At 73.0% G+C, this 14,606-nt stretch carries 14 protein-coding genes and 1 pseudogene; 11 read left to right on the forward strand and 4 right to left on the reverse strand.

The genetic code is table 11. The annotated features are described in order from the left end of the window. Positions 1-79 precede the first annotated feature (79 nt). The 5 genes and pseudogenes from IE142_RS24200 to IE142_RS24210 all read left to right on the forward strand — a co-directional run bounded on the left by IE142_RS24200 (position 80) and on the right by IE142_RS24210 (position 2,211). The gene (locus IE142_RS24200; protein ID WP_007387871.1) at positions 80-460 is read left to right on the forward strand and encodes a helix-turn-helix domain-containing protein; all 381 of its coding nucleotides are present in this window, start codon (positions 80-82) and stop codon (positions 458-460) included. Between the two features lie 206 nt (positions 461-666). Then, entirely contained in the window at positions 667-1,137 is a 471-nt protein-coding gene (locus IE142_RS24205; RefSeq protein WP_191887717.1) for a Dps family protein, read from the forward strand. Positions 1,138-1,144: 7 nt separating this feature from the next. Beyond that, a complete protein-coding gene (locus IE142_RS36920) occupies positions 1,145-1,450 on the forward strand; it encodes a hypothetical protein (protein ID WP_229830839.1) in 306 nt (101 codons plus the stop codon). Next, a pseudogene (locus tag IE142_RS36925) lies at positions 1,374-1,682 on the forward strand (helix-turn-helix domain-containing protein); the annotation flags it as partial. The gene IE142_RS36920 and the pseudogene IE142_RS36925, both read left to right, overlap by 77 nt. A gap of 43 nt (positions 1,683-1,725) precedes the next feature. Then, positions 1,726-2,211 carry an SRPBCC family protein gene (locus IE142_RS24210; protein ID WP_191887718.1) on the forward strand — a complete coding sequence of 162 codons (486 nt, stop codon included), beginning with the start codon at positions 1,726-1,728 and terminating at the stop codon, positions 2,209-2,211. Position 2,212: 1 nt separating this feature from the next. Here the strand turns inward: IE142_RS24210 and IE142_RS24215 are convergent, their stop codons facing one another. Next, complete coding sequence (locus IE142_RS24215) at positions 2,213-3,061, reverse strand: Fpg/Nei family DNA glycosylase (RefSeq protein ID WP_191887719.1); 849 nt, start codon at positions 3,059-3,061, stop codon at positions 2,213-2,215. 18 nt (positions 3,062-3,079) lie between these two features. Then, entirely contained in the window at positions 3,080-8,086 is a 5,007-nt protein-coding gene (locus tag IE142_RS24220) for an ATP-dependent helicase (RefSeq protein WP_191887720.1), read from the reverse strand. 426 nt (positions 8,087-8,512) lie between these two features. Here IE142_RS24220 and IE142_RS24225 point away from each other — a divergent pair, with 426 nt between their 5' ends. Genes IE142_RS24225 through IE142_RS24235 form a run of 3 tightly spaced genes read left to right on the forward strand, consistent with a single transcriptional unit; the run spans position 8,513 to position 10,424 of the window. Beyond that, on the forward strand, positions 8,513-9,379 hold the full coding sequence (locus IE142_RS24225) for an AraC family transcriptional regulator (RefSeq protein ID WP_191887721.1): 867 nt from the start codon (positions 8,513-8,515) through the stop codon (positions 9,377-9,379). Continuing rightward, a complete protein-coding gene (locus IE142_RS24230) occupies positions 9,376-10,119 on the forward strand; it encodes an AzlC family ABC transporter permease (protein ID WP_191887722.1) in 744 nt (247 codons plus the stop codon). Before IE142_RS24225 ends, IE142_RS24230 begins: the two co-directional genes overlap by 4 nt. Beyond that, entirely contained in the window at positions 10,116-10,424 is a 309-nt protein-coding gene (locus tag IE142_RS24235; protein ID WP_191887723.1) for an AzlD domain-containing protein, read from the forward strand. The genes IE142_RS24230 and IE142_RS24235 overlap by 4 nt, the downstream gene beginning before the upstream one ends. Before the next feature lie 8 nt (positions 10,425-10,432). Here the strand turns inward: IE142_RS24235 and IE142_RS24240 are convergent, their stop codons facing one another. Beyond that, positions 10,433-11,386 (reverse strand): prenyltransferase/squalene oxidase repeat-containing protein, encoded by a 954-nt coding sequence (locus tag IE142_RS24240; RefSeq protein WP_191887724.1) that lies wholly within the window; start codon positions 11,384-11,386, stop codon positions 10,433-10,435. Between the two features lie 79 nt (positions 11,387-11,465). Between IE142_RS24240 and IE142_RS24245 the strand changes: the two genes are divergently transcribed. Together IE142_RS24245 and IE142_RS24250 are read left to right on the forward strand one after the other, a co-directional pair. Next, the gene (locus tag IE142_RS24245) at positions 11,466-11,660 is read left to right on the forward strand and encodes a DUF3046 domain-containing protein (protein ID WP_043379160.1); all 195 of its coding nucleotides are present in this window, start codon (positions 11,466-11,468) and stop codon (positions 11,658-11,660) included. A gap of 60 nt (positions 11,661-11,720) precedes the next feature. Next, positions 11,721-12,995, forward strand: coding sequence for an AI-2E family transporter (locus IE142_RS24250; protein WP_191887725.1), 1,275 nt, complete (start codon positions 11,721-11,723; stop codon positions 12,993-12,995). Here IE142_RS24250 and IE142_RS36930 read toward each other — a convergent pair. Beyond that, the gene (locus IE142_RS36930; RefSeq protein WP_229830843.1) at positions 12,992-13,207 is read right to left on the reverse strand and encodes a DUF2191 domain-containing protein; all 216 of its coding nucleotides are present in this window, start codon (positions 13,205-13,207) and stop codon (positions 12,992-12,994) included. The two genes, IE142_RS24250 and IE142_RS36930, sit on opposite strands and share 4 nt — an antisense overlap. 278 nt (positions 13,208-13,485) lie before the next feature. Here IE142_RS36930 and recA point away from each other — a divergent pair, with 278 nt between their 5' ends. Beyond that, complete coding sequence (recA, locus tag IE142_RS24255; RefSeq protein ID WP_043379156.1) at positions 13,486-14,604, forward strand: recombinase RecA; 1,119 nt, start codon at positions 13,486-13,488, stop codon at positions 14,602-14,604. Positions 14,605-14,606 lie beyond the last annotated feature (2 nt).

Raw genomic sequence — 14,606 nt, forward strand, 5'->3', positions numbered from 1 at the left:
CTCCCCGCACGGCCGCGGCGCGAGGCGGTACGGTGGGGCGTGAAGGATGCGGTTACACGGTCCGAGGAGGGAGCCACCGATGATTCTGCTCCGTCGCCTGCTGGGTGACGTGCTGCGTCGGCAGCGCCAACGCCAGGGCCGTACTCTGCGCGAAGTCTCCTCGTCCGCCCGAGTCTCACTCGGCTATCTCTCCGAGGTGGAGCGGGGGCAGAAGGAGGCCTCTTCCGAACTGCTCTCCGCCATCTGCGACGCGCTGGACGTACGGATGTCCGAACTCATGCGGGAAGTGAGCGACGAGCTCGCGCTCGCCGAGCTGGCCCAGTCCGCTGCGGCCACGCCCAGCGAGACCGTTCCCGCCCCGGTTCGCCCGATGCTTGGTTCCGTGTCGGTGACCGGTGTGCCACCGGAACGGGTGACCATCAAGGCGCCCGCGGAGGCGGTGGACGTCGTCGCCGCCTGAGCGCTGCCAACGTGTGCGTGTGAGGCCCCGGCCGGGGCTTCTCCGGGAGGCCGGAGAGGTGCGGTCGGGGTTTTTGCGTGCTCGGACGAGGAGTATCGGCGGTGGCAGGGCGGTGGTGCCCGGTTTGCCGGTCTTCGGTGGTGCGGTCATCGTGGAGGGACTGGCCGTGGCGGGAGCGGCCGGGGGGCCTACCGACGGAGGTGTGGATGTACGTCGTGAAGAGCCCGTTGTCCGACGCGAACCTCAAGACCGTCTCCGAGGCACTGCAGGGCGGCCTCGTCGACCTGGTGGACCTGGCCCTGGTGGCGAAACAGATCCACTGGAACGTCGTCGGCCCGCGGTTCCGCTCCGTCCACCTCCAGCTCGACGAACTCGTCGACACCGCGCGCACGCACTCGGACACCGTGGCCGAGCGTGCCTCGGCGCTGGGGGTCTCCCCCGATGGGCGTGCCGCGACCGTGGCCGTCGGCAGCGGGATCGACGTCACGCCGGAGGGGTGGGTCGACGACACCACCGCGGTGCAGACGATCGTGGACGCGCTGGGCGCGGTGATCGCGCGGATGCGGGAGCGGATAGCGGCGACCGGGGACCCCGACCCCGTGAGCCAGGACATCTTCATCCAGATCACGGCCGATCTCGAGAAGCAGCACTGGATGTTCCAGGCCGGGAACGGCTGACGCGGCCATGGCGCCGGCGCGGACTGCTCGCCGGGCGGTCGCGCTGGGGCTGTGCGCGCTGTGGTGGTGGGCCGTGCTGCGCCTGGCGCTCGAACCCGGGGCGGGGGTGCTCGAGGGGGCGGTCGCGGTGGGTGGCTGGGGGCTGAGCGTGCTACCGGTGCACTGCGTGCCCAGGCGGGAGGCCGTGGGTGCCCTGGGCGTGGGGCGATGGCGGCGGGCCCTGCTCACGGCTGTGGGTGGCGGCCGGAGTACGTCGAGGGCCCGCGTGGACGGGGGCCGGGGCCCGGAAGGGTCGGGTAGCTCGGCGTCATGAACGGGACCTCTCGGTGTCGCGGCTGGCCGAGGCCTACCCGATGAGCTTCGCCGCGGTTCAGAAGCAGGTCGCGGTACTGGAGCGGGCCGGCCTGGTGGTGAAGCAGCGCCGTGGACGGGAGCATCTCGTACGCACCGAACCCGACGCGGTCGACCGGGCCCGCCAGGCCCTGGACGAACTCGAGACGGCCTGGCGCGGCCGAGGGGAGCGGATGTCCCGTCTGCTCGCCGAGCGGTGGACTCCGACGTGCCCAACCCGATGGAAGGACCGGACCGATGAGCGTCACCCATCTGAACAAGGACCTCGAAAACCTGACCCTCACCCTGATCGCCGACTTCGCCGCTCCCGTCGAACGGGTGTGGCAGCTGTGGTCCGATCCCCGGCAGCTGGAACGCTGGTGGGGCCCGCCGACCTACCCGGCGACGGTGGAGCAGCACGACCTGACCCCGGGCGGGGACGTCACGTACTTCATGACGGGACCGGACGGCGGCAAGTACCGGGGCTGGTGGCGGGTCGCCACGGTGGACGCGCCGACGTCCCTGGAGTTCACCGACGGCTTCGCCGACCAGGACGGCGTGCCGAACCCCGACCTGCCGATGACCGCCACCAGGGTCACGCTCACCGACCGCGAAGGCGGCACCCGCATGGATCTGCGTTCGGTCTTCGACACCCGGGAGCAGATGGACCAACTGATGGAGATGGGCCTGGAGGAGGGGCTGCGCGAGGCGGCCGGCCAGATGGACGTCCTGCTCGTCGGCTGAGTCAGCCCTGCCCGCGCCTCGGCCATGCCTCGCGCTTCGGTCCGGTGGCGGCGCGACCGGGTGCGGGGCCGGCCTGGCAGACCGGGCACCAGTACGTGGGCCGCTCTCGCGAGCCGTCGCCCTGGTTCGCCACGCGGACCGACGTACCGCAGCGCAGGCAGGGCCGGGGGGCGCGGCCGTACACGAACAGGTCCTGGCCGCGCAGGCCCGTGGTGCGGCGGACCGGGCGGTCGCGGTTGGCCTCCAGGAGCCGCTTCGCGAGTGCGGGCACCTTCGCGGCGTGTGCGGGGGGCAGGTCTCCTACGGGCAGCCAGGGGGTGACGCCGAGCAGGAAACAGAGCTCGCACTTGTAGACATTGCCGATGCCGGCGAGGTTGCGCTGGTCCAGCAGGGCCTCGCCGAGGGGGCGGGCGGGGTCACCGAGCAGGTTGACCAGAGCCTGGTCGGGGTCCCAGTCCGGACCCAGCAGGTCGGGGCCGAGGTGACCGACGGCGCGGTCCTCGTCGGCCGTGCGCAGGATCTCCAGTACCGGGAGGCGGTATCCGACGGCCGTGCGGTCGGCGGTACCGAGCACGGCACGGATCTGGTGCGCGGGGCCGCCGCTCCAGCGCCGGCCGACGGCGAACACCTTCCAGGAGCCGTCCATCCGCAGGTGCGAGTGCACTGTCAGACCGCCCTCGACGCGGGCCAGCAGGTGCTTGCCGCGTGCGGTGACGTCCAGGACCGCACGGCCGGTGAGGTCGACCGTGGCGTACCGGGGGACGCGAAAGTCGCTGCGGGTCAGCACCTCGCCCGCGAGGGCGTCGTGCAGCCGCCGCGCGGCCTGCCAGACCGTGTCTCCTTCAGGCATGGGTCAAGGGTGACAGGCTCAGGCGCGGATGCGCAGGCCGCGCGGGGTGGCGACGAACCCCGCGTTCTCCAGCAGCGGGCCGAACGGGGAGGTCAGGGCCGTCGCGCCGTTGACTCGCTCCACCGTGACCGTGCCGAGGGAACCGGCACGGGCCGCCTCGGCGAGCGCATCCGCCGCGGCGCGCAGGCGGGGATCGTCGGTGGGCAGGTCGTCGGGGGCGGACGGCCACAGCAGGAGCGTCTTGCCGCCGCGCTCCATGTAGAGCGCGGGCTCGCCCTCGATCAGCACCACCAGGGACCCCGCCTTACGGCCCGGTTTGTGCGTGGCACCGGCCGGGGGCTCGGGCCAGGGAAGCGCCGCGCCGTAGGCGTTCGCCGGGTCCGCGGCGGCCAGCACGACGGCCGGCGGACCGGCGGAGGGGCGGCTGCGGCGGCCGGCCGAGCCGGTCCCGTAGGCACCGCGTGGGCTGCCGAAGCCGCCGTCCGCGCTGCCGCGGGGGCCGCCGAAGCCGCCGTGCGCGCCGCTGCCGCGGGGGCCGCCGGCGCCCGGTTCGGCATAGTCGCGGGGAGAGATGTAGTCACCCCGGGACGGTGACCGGCCCAGTCCGTCCGGGTCTGCGAAGACGTCGTCAGAGCCGTCCGGACTGCGGGAAGCGCCGGGGGACGCGTGGCTGCCGGACGGGAAGTCGGCGAAGGGGGCGTCGGCGGCCGGGCCGGGGAAGCCGCCGGATGCGGCCGGACCCTCGGGGCCGCCGGTGAAGTCCGCACGTCCGGGCGCGCCCTCGCCGCCGCGCTCCCGGGCATTGGCGACCGCACGCAACCGGTCCACGGCGCCCTCCATGGCGAACTGCGCCGCCCCGAGCCCCTCCACGACGTAGCCCCGCCGGGCCTGCCCGCTCTCCTCGAAGGCCGCCAGGATCCGGTACACCGCGGAGAAGCCGCCCTCGACGCCCTCGGCGGCGACGGCGCCCCTGGTCACCACGCCGTGCCGGTCGAGGAACGTGCGGGCCAGCGCGTGCGCACGCACCGTGGTGTCGGCCTCGCGGGCCGGGAGCAGCGACCACCGGCCGGCGACGGTCGGCGGGCCGCCGCGGGAGGCGGGCCGTGCGGCGGCCGTCAGCGAGCCGTACCGTCCGCGGGGTACGGCTCGCTTGGCGCGGTGGGCGGTGGAGCCCGCGGTGCGGCCGGAGCCCAGCAGCGAGCGCAGGGGCGCGAGCGTGTCGTTGGTCAGCCGTCCGGACCAGGCCAGCTCCCAGAGGGCGTCGGCCAGCTGCGGATCGGTGACGTCCGGGTGGGTGGTCGCGCGGACCTGGTCGGCGATCTGCCGGAAGAAGAGGCCGTACCCGCCCGAGAGGGTGTTCAGGACGGACTCGTGCAGCGCGGTCGTCTCCAGGGGGTGCGGAGGAGGCAGGAGGAGCGGGGCCGCGTCCGCGAGGTAGAGGGAGACCCAGCCGTCCTTGCCGGGAAGCGAGCCGGCTCCGGCCCATACCACCTCGCCGGCGGCCGTGAGCTCGTCCAGCATCGCCGGGTTGTAGTGCGCCACCCGTGACGGCAGCACCAGCTTCTCCAGGGCGGAGGCGGGCACGGAGGCGCCCTGCAACTGCTCGACGGCGCGGACCAGCCCGTCGATGCCGCGCAGCGAGTGCCCCTTGCCGATGTGCTGCCACTGGGGGAGGAACTGGCCGAGCGCGGCCGGTGGCACCGGCTCGAGCTCGTGCCGGAGCGCGGCCAGGGAACGGCGCCGCAGTCGTCGCAGGACGGTCGCGTCGCACCACTCCTGGCCGATGCCGGCCGGATGGAACTCGCCCTGTACGACCCGGCCCGCCGCGGCCAGCCGTTGCAGTGCGCCCTCGGTGACCGCGACGCCCAGGCCGAAGCGGGCCGCAGCGGTGACGGAGGTGAACGGGCCGTGGGTGCGGGCGTGACGGGCCAGGAGGTCGCCGAGGGGGTCCTTGACCGGCTCCGTGAAGGCCTCGGGCACGCCGACGGGCAGCGCTGTGCCCAGTGCGTCGCGCAGTCGGCCGGCGTCCTCGACCGCCGCCCAGTGGTCGGCGCCGGCGATCCGTACCTTGATCGCGCGCCGGGCGGCGGCCAGCTCCGGGGCCCACTGCGGCTGGGCACCCCGCTCGGCCAGCTCGGCGTCCGTGAGCGGACCGAGCAGCCGCAGCAGATCCGCGACTCCCTCCGGGTCCTTCACCCGGCGGTCGTCGGTGAGCCATTGCAGCTCGCGCTCCAGTTCGGTCAGCACCTCCGCGTCGAGCAGCTCACGCAGCTCCGCCTGGCCGAGCAGTTCGGCCAGCAGCCGGGAGTCCAGGGACAGGGCGGCGGCCCGGCGCTCGGCGAGGGGCGAGTCGCCCTCGTACAGGAACTGTGCGACGTAGCCGAAGAGCAGCGAGCGGGCGAACGGTGACGGCTCCGGGGTGGTGACCTCGACCAGACGCACCTTGCGCGATTCCAGGTCGCCCATCAGCTCGACCAGTCCGGGCACGTCGAAGACGTCCTGGAGGCACTCGCGGATCGCCTCCAGGACGATCGGGAACGAGCCGTACTCGCTCGCCACCTCCAGCAGCTGCGCGGCGCGCTGGCGCTGCTGCCACAACGGGGTGCGCTTGCCGGGGCTGCGGCGGGGCAGCAGCAGGGCACGGGCGGCACACTCGCGGAACCGGGACGCGAACAGCGCCGAGCCGCCCACCTGGTCGGTGACGACCCGGTCGACCTCGCCCTTGTCGAAGACGACGTCGGCCGCGCCGACGGGCGCCTGCTCGGCGTCGTACTCGAGCCCGGAAGAATCCTGGTCGAGCAGGTCCAGGCCCATCAGATCGGCGTCCGGCAGGCGCAGCACGATGCCGTCGTCGGCGTGCATGACCTGGGCGTCCATGCCGTACCGCTCGGTCAGCTTGGCGCCGAGCGCTAGCGCCCACGGGGCGTGGACCTGCGCACCGAAGGGGGAGTGGACCACGACCCGCCAGTCGCCGAGCTCGTCCCGGAAGCGTTCCACCACGATGGTGCGGTCGTCGGGGACGTGGCCGCAGGCCTCGCGCTGCTCGTCTAGGTAAGACAGCACGTTGTCCGCAGCCCAGGCGTCCAGCCCGGCGGTGACCAGGCGCAGGCGGGCGTCCTCCTTGGTGAGGGAGCCGACCTCGCGCAGGAACGCGCCGAGCGCGCGGCCCAGCTCCAAGGGGCGGCCCAACTGGTCGCCCTTCCAGAACGGCAGCCTCCCCGGCACGCCGGGAGCCGGGGAGACCAGAACCCGGTCGCGGGTGATGTCCTCGATGCGCCAGGAGCTGGTGCCGAGCGTGAACACGTCCCCCACGCGGGACTCGTACACCATCTCCTCGTCGAGCTCGCCGACCCGGCCGCCGCCCTTCTTCGGGTCCGCACCCGCGAGGAAGACCCCGAAGAGCCCGCGGTCGGGAATCGTGCCGCCGGAGGTGACCGCGAGGCGCTGCGCGCCCGGCCGTCCGGTGACCGTGCCGGCGACCCGGTCCCAGACCACGCGCGGGCGCAGTTCGGCGAAGGCGTCCGACGGGTAGCGGCCCGCGAGCATGTCCAGGACGGCGGTGAAGGCCGACTCCGGCAGCGATGCGAAGGGGGCGGCGCGGCGGACGGTGGCTAGCAGGTCGTCGACCTGCCAGGTGTCCAGCGCCGTCATCGCCACGATCTGCTGCGCCAGGACGTCCAGCGGATTGGCCGGGATCCGGAGCGCCTCGATCGCCCCGTCGCGCATCCGCTCGGTGACCACGGCCGCCTGCACGAGGTCCCCGCGGTACTTGGGGAAGACCACGCCCGTGGAGACAGCGCCGACCTGGTGCCCCGCGCGGCCGACGCGCTGGAGACCCGAGGCGACGGAGGGGGGCGACTCGACCTGGACGACCAGGTCGACGGCGCCCATGTCGATGCCCAACTCCAGGCTGGAGGTCGCCACCACTGCGGGCAGGCGGCCTGCCTTGAGGTCCTCCTCGACGAGGGCGCGCTGCTCCTTGGAGACCGAGCCGTGGTGTGCACGGGCGATCACGGGCGGGGCGCCCTGCGCGGCGCCGGAGCCGCCCATGAGTTCGGCGGGGGAGGGGTGCTCGCCCAGCGGCTCGCCGGTGGCCCGCTCGTAGGCGATCTCGTTGAGCCTGTTGCACAGACGTTCGGCCAGGCGGCGGGAGTTGGCGAAGACGATCGTGGAGCGGTGCGACTGGACGAGGTCGGTGATGCGCTCCTCGACGTGCGGCCAGATCGACGGGCGTTCCGCGCCCTCGTTGCCGTCCGCGACCGGGGAGCCGCCCAGCTCGCCCAGGTCCTCGACGGGGACGACCACGGACAGGTCGAACTCCTTGCCGGAGTCCGGCTGGACGATCTCCACCTTGCCGCGCGGGGCCAGGAACCGGGCGACCTCGTCCACCGGGCGGACCGTGGCCGACAGTCCGATACGGCGGGCCGGCTTCGGCAGCAGCTCGTCCAGCCGCTCCAGGGTGAGCGCGAGATGGGCGCCGCGCTTGGTGCCCGCCACCGCGTGCACCTCGTCCAGGATCACCGTCTCCACGCCGGTCAGCGCATCGCGCGTGGCCGACGTCAGCATCAGGAACAGGGACTCCGGGGTGGTGATCAGGATGTCCGGCGGACGGGTGGACAGGGCACGGCGTTCGGCGGCCGGGGTGTCGCCGGAGCGGATACCGACCTTGACCTCGGGCTCGGGCAGTCCGAGCCGGACGGATTCCTGACGGATGCCGGTCAGCGGACTGCGGAGGTTGCGCTCGACGTCGACGGCCAGGGCCTTGAGCGGGGAGACGTACAGGACCCGGCAGCGCTTCTTGGGTTCGGCGGGCGGCGGCGTCGAGGCCAGCTGGTCCAGGGCGGCGAGGAAGGCGGCCAGCGTCTTGCCGGAGCCGGTGGGGGCGACCACCAGCACGTCGGAGCCCTCCGAGATGGCCTGCCACGCCCCCGCCTGCGCGGCGGTGGGCGCGGAGAAGGCCCCCGTGAACCAGCCGCGGGTCGCGGGGGAGAAGCCGTCCAGGGCTCGGTGTGCGGAGCTGACCATGGATCCATCGTGCACCCGGGCACTGACAATCGGCCTGAGCCGGGCGGATGCGCTGCCGGTGCAGCCGCGGTGGCGCGGAGGCAGGTGGGGCGGTGTGTACCCGGGACGGACCGCGAGGGAGGCGAGGACGGAGAGGACGGCCGCCTGCCGTGGCGTCGGCGCGGCGGGTGACCGCAGCCGGTCGCCGAGCGGAACCGCCGGGCGTCCATCGCCCAGGCGGGCCAGCGGGGCTGTCCGGCGATCGAACGCCGGGCCGGACGGCAGCGCACGTACGAACGTGCGGCACGACGGGACAGGCCGGACAGGGACCGCCGAAGCCGGTCGAGGCGGCCGTCGCGACGACGGCGAGGCCAATGCTTGTCCCGGACGCCGGCAGGGGACGGGCGGCGCGCGAGCGGTGAACGAGCGGTGACGGACAATGGGCGCATGGCGGGATCGGGTGAGCGGGCGCGGCACTGGCGGTACGCGGAGCTGCCCGGCGTCGACCTGCTGCGGGCCCAGTACATACGGAAGACCTTCGTCCGCCACACGCACGAGCACTTCGTCATCGCCGCCATCGCCGACGGAGTGGAGGTCTTCCACCACGGCGGAAGCGACCAGTACGCCGGGGCGGGATCCCTCGCTCTGGTCAACCCGGACACCCCGCACACGGGACGGGCCGGAGTACCGGAGGGCTGGCGTTACGGGGCCGTCTACCCGGCGCCCGAGCTCGTGGCCCGCATCGCGGCGGAGACGACCTCGCTGCGCGGGACGCCCGGATTCGTCCGGCCCGTGATCGAGGACCCGTACACCGTCGAACTGGTGCACCACGTGCTGCGGGCGGCCGACGAGGGAAACGCGCTCGCCGCCGACACCCTGCTGCGCGTGGCCGTGACCCGACTCCTGCGGCTCAACGGCGGCGCGCTGCCGCGCCGGGAGGTGCGGACGGCCGGTGCGCGGATCGCGGCCCGCGCGCGCGCCGTGCTGGAGGAGCGGATGGCCGACCCGCCGAGTCTCGAACGGCTCGCCGCTGAGCTCGGCAGCAGTCCGTTCGCGCTGCTGCGCGCCTTCCGGGACGCCTACGGGATGCCGCCCCACACCTGGCTGACGGACGCCCGGGTGCGCCGGGCACGTCGGCTGCTGGACGCCGGGACGACACCGTCCGAGGTCGCGGTCGCGGTGGGCTTCACCGACCAGCCGCATCTGAACCGGCACTTCGCGCGGATCGTGGGCGTGCCGCCCGGCGCCTACCAGCGGGAGCGCAAGAACGTACAAGACGCGCGGCGGCGGCTTCTCCTACCGTCCGATGCGTGACAGAACAGACAGTAGTCCCGGACACGAGCGTGGAAGGCAAGCCGGACGCCGCCGTCGTACGGGACGCCCTGGGGGTCGGAATCGCCGTGGGACTGTCCGGGTTCGCCTTCGGGGTCACCTCGGCGGGCAGCGGACTGACCCTGGCGCAGACCTGCGCGCTCAGCCTCCTGGTGTTCACCGGGGCGTCCCAGTTCGCGCTCGTGGGGGCACTCGCGGCCGGCGGCAATCCGCTCACCGCCGCGGCGGGGGCCTTCTTCCTGGGCGTGCGCAACGCCTTCTACGGGCTGCGGCTGTCGCAGTTGCTGGCCCTCCCGCGCGCGGTGCGGCCGTTCGCCGCGCAGTGGGTGATCGACGAGACGACGGCCGTGGCCCTCGCCCAGCCCACGCGACGCAGCGTCCGGATCGGGTTCACCGTCACCGGACTCACCCTGTACCTGCTGTGGAACCTCACCACCCTGCTCGGCGCGCTCGGTGCGGAGGCCATCGGGGACACGGACGCCTGGGGGCTGGACGCCGCCGGACCCGCGGTCTTCCTGGCGCTGCTCGCGCCGATGCTGAGGACCACCACCGAGCGGGCGACCGCCGCCCTGGCCGTACTCCTGGGACTCGGCCTTCTGCCCGTGCTCCCCGCCGGTGTGCCCGTGCTGGTGGCCGCGCTGGCGGCCCCGGCGGTCCTGTGGGCGCGGGGGCGCCGCGGAAGCGGGGCCGAACAGGACTCCGCGCGGGAGGGGGAGCGGTGAGCGTCTGGATCGCGATCGGCGTGACGGCGGTGGGGTGCTACGCCGTCAAGCTGCTCGGACTGCTGGTGCCCGCGGGCGCCCTGGAGCGGCCCCTGGTCCGGCGCCTCGCCGCACTGCTGCCCGTGGCACTCCTCGCCGCGCTCACCTCGCAGCAGACCTTCGCCGACGGGCAGGCGCTCGTGCTGGACGCGCGGGCCGCGGGTGTCGCGGCTGCCGCCGTGGCGCTGGTTCTGCGCGCGCCGTTCCTGCTCGTCGTCGCGGCGGCCGTGGTGGTGACCGCGGCTGTACGGGCCGTGGGCGGCTGAGGAAGGGGTCAGCCGATCGGGCGGCCGTACGCCCGGAGCGTGCGCAGCGCCTTGACCGTCACCCCACAACGGGCCTCCAGGGCGGGCGCGGGGGCCCACTGACGCCAGCGGACGGGCCAGCCGCCGTCCTCCCTCTGCTCGGACACGAGGAAGTCGAGGGAGCGGGCCATCTCGTCGTCCGTGAACCACGCGCGCGAGAGGGAACGCGGGTGGCCCGCGTAGTCGTGGGGGAAGTGGTGCTCTCCCGGGGCGTAGCCGGGGGAGAGCGGGTACGCGTCGAGGTCGTCCGGGTCCAGTACCGCGAGGCGCTGCCGGCGCACGAGGCGGCCCAGCCGGTCGGCCGCCGCCTCCGCGCGAGGGCGGTCGGGTGCGCTGTCCAGGAAGGCCACGGCGGCCTCGATCTCGTAGGGGTGCGAGGTCTCCAGCGACTCGGCCGCCTGCCAGCAGAAGTCCGTCGCCCTGAACAGCCAGGCGTGCCAGACGTCGTTGCGGTGCAGCAGGCCGGCCACCGGCCCCGTGGCGAGGAGCTCGCCGGGCGGGTCGTCCACGACCGGCACGAAGGGGGCCGCCGGATATCCGCGCTGACCGGGATGGACCGCGGGCAGGGCGCCGTCCCGCGTGGACACGGAGGTCAGGTAGCGGCAGATCCGTTCCACGCGCTGTCCGCCGCAGCGGCCGACGGCGTCCAGGACGCGCAGGGCACGCGCGGTGTGCAGTGGCTGGCTGACCGGGCCGCGCAGATCGGGTTCCAGCGCGTGACCGTAGCCGCCGTCCTCGTTGCGGTAGGCGTCCAGTGCGGTCTCCACCGGACCGGCGTCCCCGTCGCGGAAGTGGTGGGCGAACAGGCGCTGCTCCAGCACCCGCGCGGTGAGCCGGACGAAGTGCTCCGCGCGCGCGAGCGGAGAGCACCCCGCGGGAGGCAGGGGCGTCGTGGGGGGTGCGGAAGCTCCGATCTCGGCCATGGTCAGACCGTAGGACGGAATGGGGTCCCGGTACGTGGTCCCGGCACGGGCCCACCCTCAGGGGCGGGATACTGGAGTCATGCGGTTGACGGTCTTCTGGGAGCGGATGGCGGATCACTTCGGTCCGGGCTACGCCGACACCTTCGCGCGCGATCACGTGATGTCGGAGTTGGGCGGGCGCACGGTGCACGAGGCGCTGGACGGCGGCTGGGACGCCAAAGACGTGTGGCGGGTGGTCTGCACGGTCATGAACGTGCCGCAGGAGCAGCGCTGACCGGGCACGAAGATCACCGAACGGGGCTCCGCCGTTCGCGACGTGGGCGAGACTTGGTCCGTGGCACCCACTGACGAGACCGGACAGGCGACCCGGCACGCATCCACGAGCGGCACGACGCCGCCCGCCCCGCCCCCGCCCGGGGGCGCCGCCGGGCCGGGCGCGCGCATGCCGCGCTGGCTGCCGCGCGCCATGGTGCTCGCTCTCGCGCTCATCGCCGTCTTCCAGCTGGGCAGCTGGGCCTTCCACCAGCTCACCGGCCTGCTGATCAACATCCTCATCGCGTTCTTCCTGGCCCTCGCCATCGAACCCGCGGTGAGCTGGATGGCCGCGCGCGGCCTGCGCCGCGGTCTGGCCACCTTCCTCGTGTTCCTCGTCGTACTGATCGTGGCCGCTGGGTTCGTCACGCTGCTCGGCTCCATGCTCGCGGGACAGATCGTCAAGATGGTCGAGGAGTTCCCGGAGTACCTCGACTCCGTCATCAACTGGGTCAACGGCCACTTCCACACCGAGCTGAGAAGAGTCGACATCCAGGAGGGCCTGCTCCGCTCCGACTGGCTGCGCAACTACGTGCAGAACAGCGCGACCGGCGTCCTGGACGTGTCGACCCAGGTCCTGGGCGGCCTCTTCCAACTGCTGACGATCCTGCTGTTCTCCTTCTACTTCGCCGCCGACGGTCCCCGGCTGCGGCGTGCGCTCTGCTCCGTCCTGCCTCCCGCCCGGCAGGCCGAGGTGCTGCGCGCGTGGGAGATCGCCGTGGACAAGACCGGCGGTTACCTGTACTCGCGCGGTCTGATGGCTCTCGTCTCCGGCGTAGCGCACTACATCCTGCTGGAGTTCCTGGAGGTGCCCTACGCCCCCGCGCTCGCGGTGTGGGTGGGCCTGGTGTCGCAGTTCATCCCCACCATCGGCACCTATCTCGCGGGCGCCCTGCCCATGCTGATCGCCTTCACGATCAACCCGTGGTACGCGCTGTGGGTGCTGGTCTTCGTGGTGATCTACCAGCAGTTCGAGAACTACGTACTGCAGCCCAAGCTGACGTCCAAGACCGTGGACATCCACCCCGCGGTCGCCTTCGGGTCGGTCGTCGCGGGCACCGCCCTGCTCGGTGCCGTCGGCGCGCTGATCGCCATTCCGGCGATCGCGACACTGCAGGCGTTCCTGGGGGCGTACGTCAAACGTTACGACGTGACGGACGATCCGCGCGTCCACGGACGCCGGAGCCGCCGACCGGCGGGGTCCAGGGAGCCCACGCGCCTGCGCAAGTTGTGGGCCAAGCGGCTGGAGCCCGGGGGGCCCGGCGGTTCCGGGACGGGCCGGGAAGGCCGCTCCTAGGGCGACGGCGCGGGGCGGCAGGGATCAGCCCTGCGGCTCCTGGCTTGGCGTCGACTGTGGTCCGTGTGATCGGTGGGGGTCTCCGAGCGGTGGCCGCGGGCGATGTGGTCCCGCAGCACCGCCTCGACGGCGTCTTGGGGTAAGCCGATGCCGGCCAGGACCATCACCTCCACCACCGGTTCGGCGTCAGGACTGATGCTGACCCTGGCCACGGCGTCCCCCTCTGCGCGTCGCGTCCGCGCTCTAGCCACCCGGACGCCGTTCCGGCAGACGTACGCTCGGGAGTGCCGCGTGCTGCGCTTGACACAAAAATCGAACATCCATTCTCATGGAGGCGCCGGCGAGGCTCGTGACGGGCGATTCGGCTGGGTTTGGATGGAGAAGTGCCCGAGTTATCCACAGGCCGGACCCGTATCGGGGCCCATTGTCAGTGGCAGGCATTAGCGTCTTTGACGTGAAGCGATCGAATCAAGCAAACCGGGTGGAACCCATGGCAGGAACCGACCGCGAGAAGGCCCTGGACGCCGCGCTCGCACAGATTGAACGGCAATTCGGCAAGGGCGCGGTCATGCGCATGGGCGAGCGGTCGAAGGAGCCCATCGAGGTCATCTCGACCGGGTCGACCGCGCTCGACGTGGCCCTCGGCGTCGGCGGCATCCCGCGCGGCCGGGTCGTGGAGATCTACGGCCCCGAGTCCTCGGGCAAGACGACCCTGACCCTGCACGCCGTGGCGAACGCGCAGAAGGCCGGCGGCCAGGTCGCGTTCGTGGACGCGGAGCACGCCCTCGACCCCGAGTACGCGCAGAAGCTCGGTGTCGACATCGACAACCTGATCCTGTCCCAGCCGGACAACGGCGAGCAGGCCCTGGAGATCGTGGACATGCTGGTCCGCTCCGGCGCCCTCGACCTGATCGTCATCGACTCCGTCGCCGCGCTCGTGCCGCGCGCGGAGATCGAGGGCGAGATGGGCGACAGTCACGTCGGTCTCCAGGCCCGGCTGATGAGCCAGGCCCTCCGGAAGATCACCAGCGCGCTCAACCAGTCCAAGACCACCGCGATCTTCATCAACCAGCTCCGCGAGAAGATCGGCGTCATGTTCGGCTCCCCGGAGACGACGACCGGTGGCCGGGCGCTGAAGTTCTACGCCTCGGTGCGCATCGACATCCGCCGCATCGAGACGCTGAAGGACGGCACGGAGGCGGTCGGCAACCGCACCCGCTGCAAGGTCGTCAAGAACAAGGTCGCGCCGCCCTTCAAGCAGGCCGAGTTCGACATCCTCTACGGCCAGGGCATCAGCCGCGAGGGCGGTCTGATCGACATGGGCGTGGAGCACGGCTTCGTCCGCAAGGCCGGTGCCTGGTACACGTACGAGGGCGACCAGCTCGGCCAGGGCAAGGAGAACGCGCGCAACTTCCTGAAGGACAACCCCGACCTCGCCAACGAGATCGAGAAGAAGATCAAGGAGAAGCTGGGCGTCGGGGTCCGTCCCGAGGAGCCGGCGGCCACCGAGCCGGGACCGGACGCCGCCGCGACCGACCCCGCACCGGCGGTGCCCGCCCCCGCGACCGCCAAGGCCGCCAAGTCCAAGGCCGCGGCAGCCAAGAGCTGACC

Source organism: Streptomyces mutabilis (genome assembly GCF_014649815.1).
Classification (GTDB): domain Bacteria; phylum Actinomycetota; class Actinomycetes; order Streptomycetales; family Streptomycetaceae; genus Streptomyces; species Streptomyces mutabilis.

Bases quoted from the DNA above. Each gene is read 5' to 3' on its own strand.
- IE142_RS24200 (WP_007387871.1), top strand. From the start codon at position 80: ATGATTCTGCTCCGTCGCCTGCTGGGTGACGTGCTGCGTCGGCAGCGC.
- IE142_RS24205 (WP_191887717.1), top strand. From the start codon at position 667: ATGTACGTCGTGAAGAGCCCGTTGTCCGACGCGAACCTCAAGACCGTC.
- IE142_RS36920 (WP_229830839.1), top strand. From the start codon at position 1,145: ATGGCGCCGGCGCGGACTGCTCGCCGGGCGGTCGCGCTGGGGCTGTGC.
- IE142_RS24210 (WP_191887718.1), top strand. From the start codon at position 1,726: ATGAGCGTCACCCATCTGAACAAGGACCTCGAAAACCTGACCCTCACC.
- IE142_RS24215 (WP_191887719.1), bottom strand. From the start codon at position 3,061: ATGCCTGAAGGAGACACGGTCTGGCAGGCCGCGCGGCGGCTGCACGAC.
- IE142_RS24220 (WP_191887720.1), bottom strand. From the start codon at position 8,086: ATGGTCAGCTCCGCACACCGAGCCCTGGACGGCTTCTCCCCCGCGACC.
- IE142_RS24225 (WP_191887721.1), top strand. From the start codon at position 8,513: ATGGCGGGATCGGGTGAGCGGGCGCGGCACTGGCGGTACGCGGAGCTG.
- IE142_RS24240 (WP_191887724.1), bottom strand. From the start codon at position 11,386: ATGGCCGAGATCGGAGCTTCCGCACCCCCCACGACGCCCCTGCCTCCC.
- IE142_RS24245 (WP_043379160.1), top strand. From the start codon at position 11,466: ATGCGGTTGACGGTCTTCTGGGAGCGGATGGCGGATCACTTCGGTCCG.
- recA (WP_043379156.1), top strand. From the start codon at position 13,486: ATGGCAGGAACCGACCGCGAGAAGGCCCTGGACGCCGCGCTCGCACAG.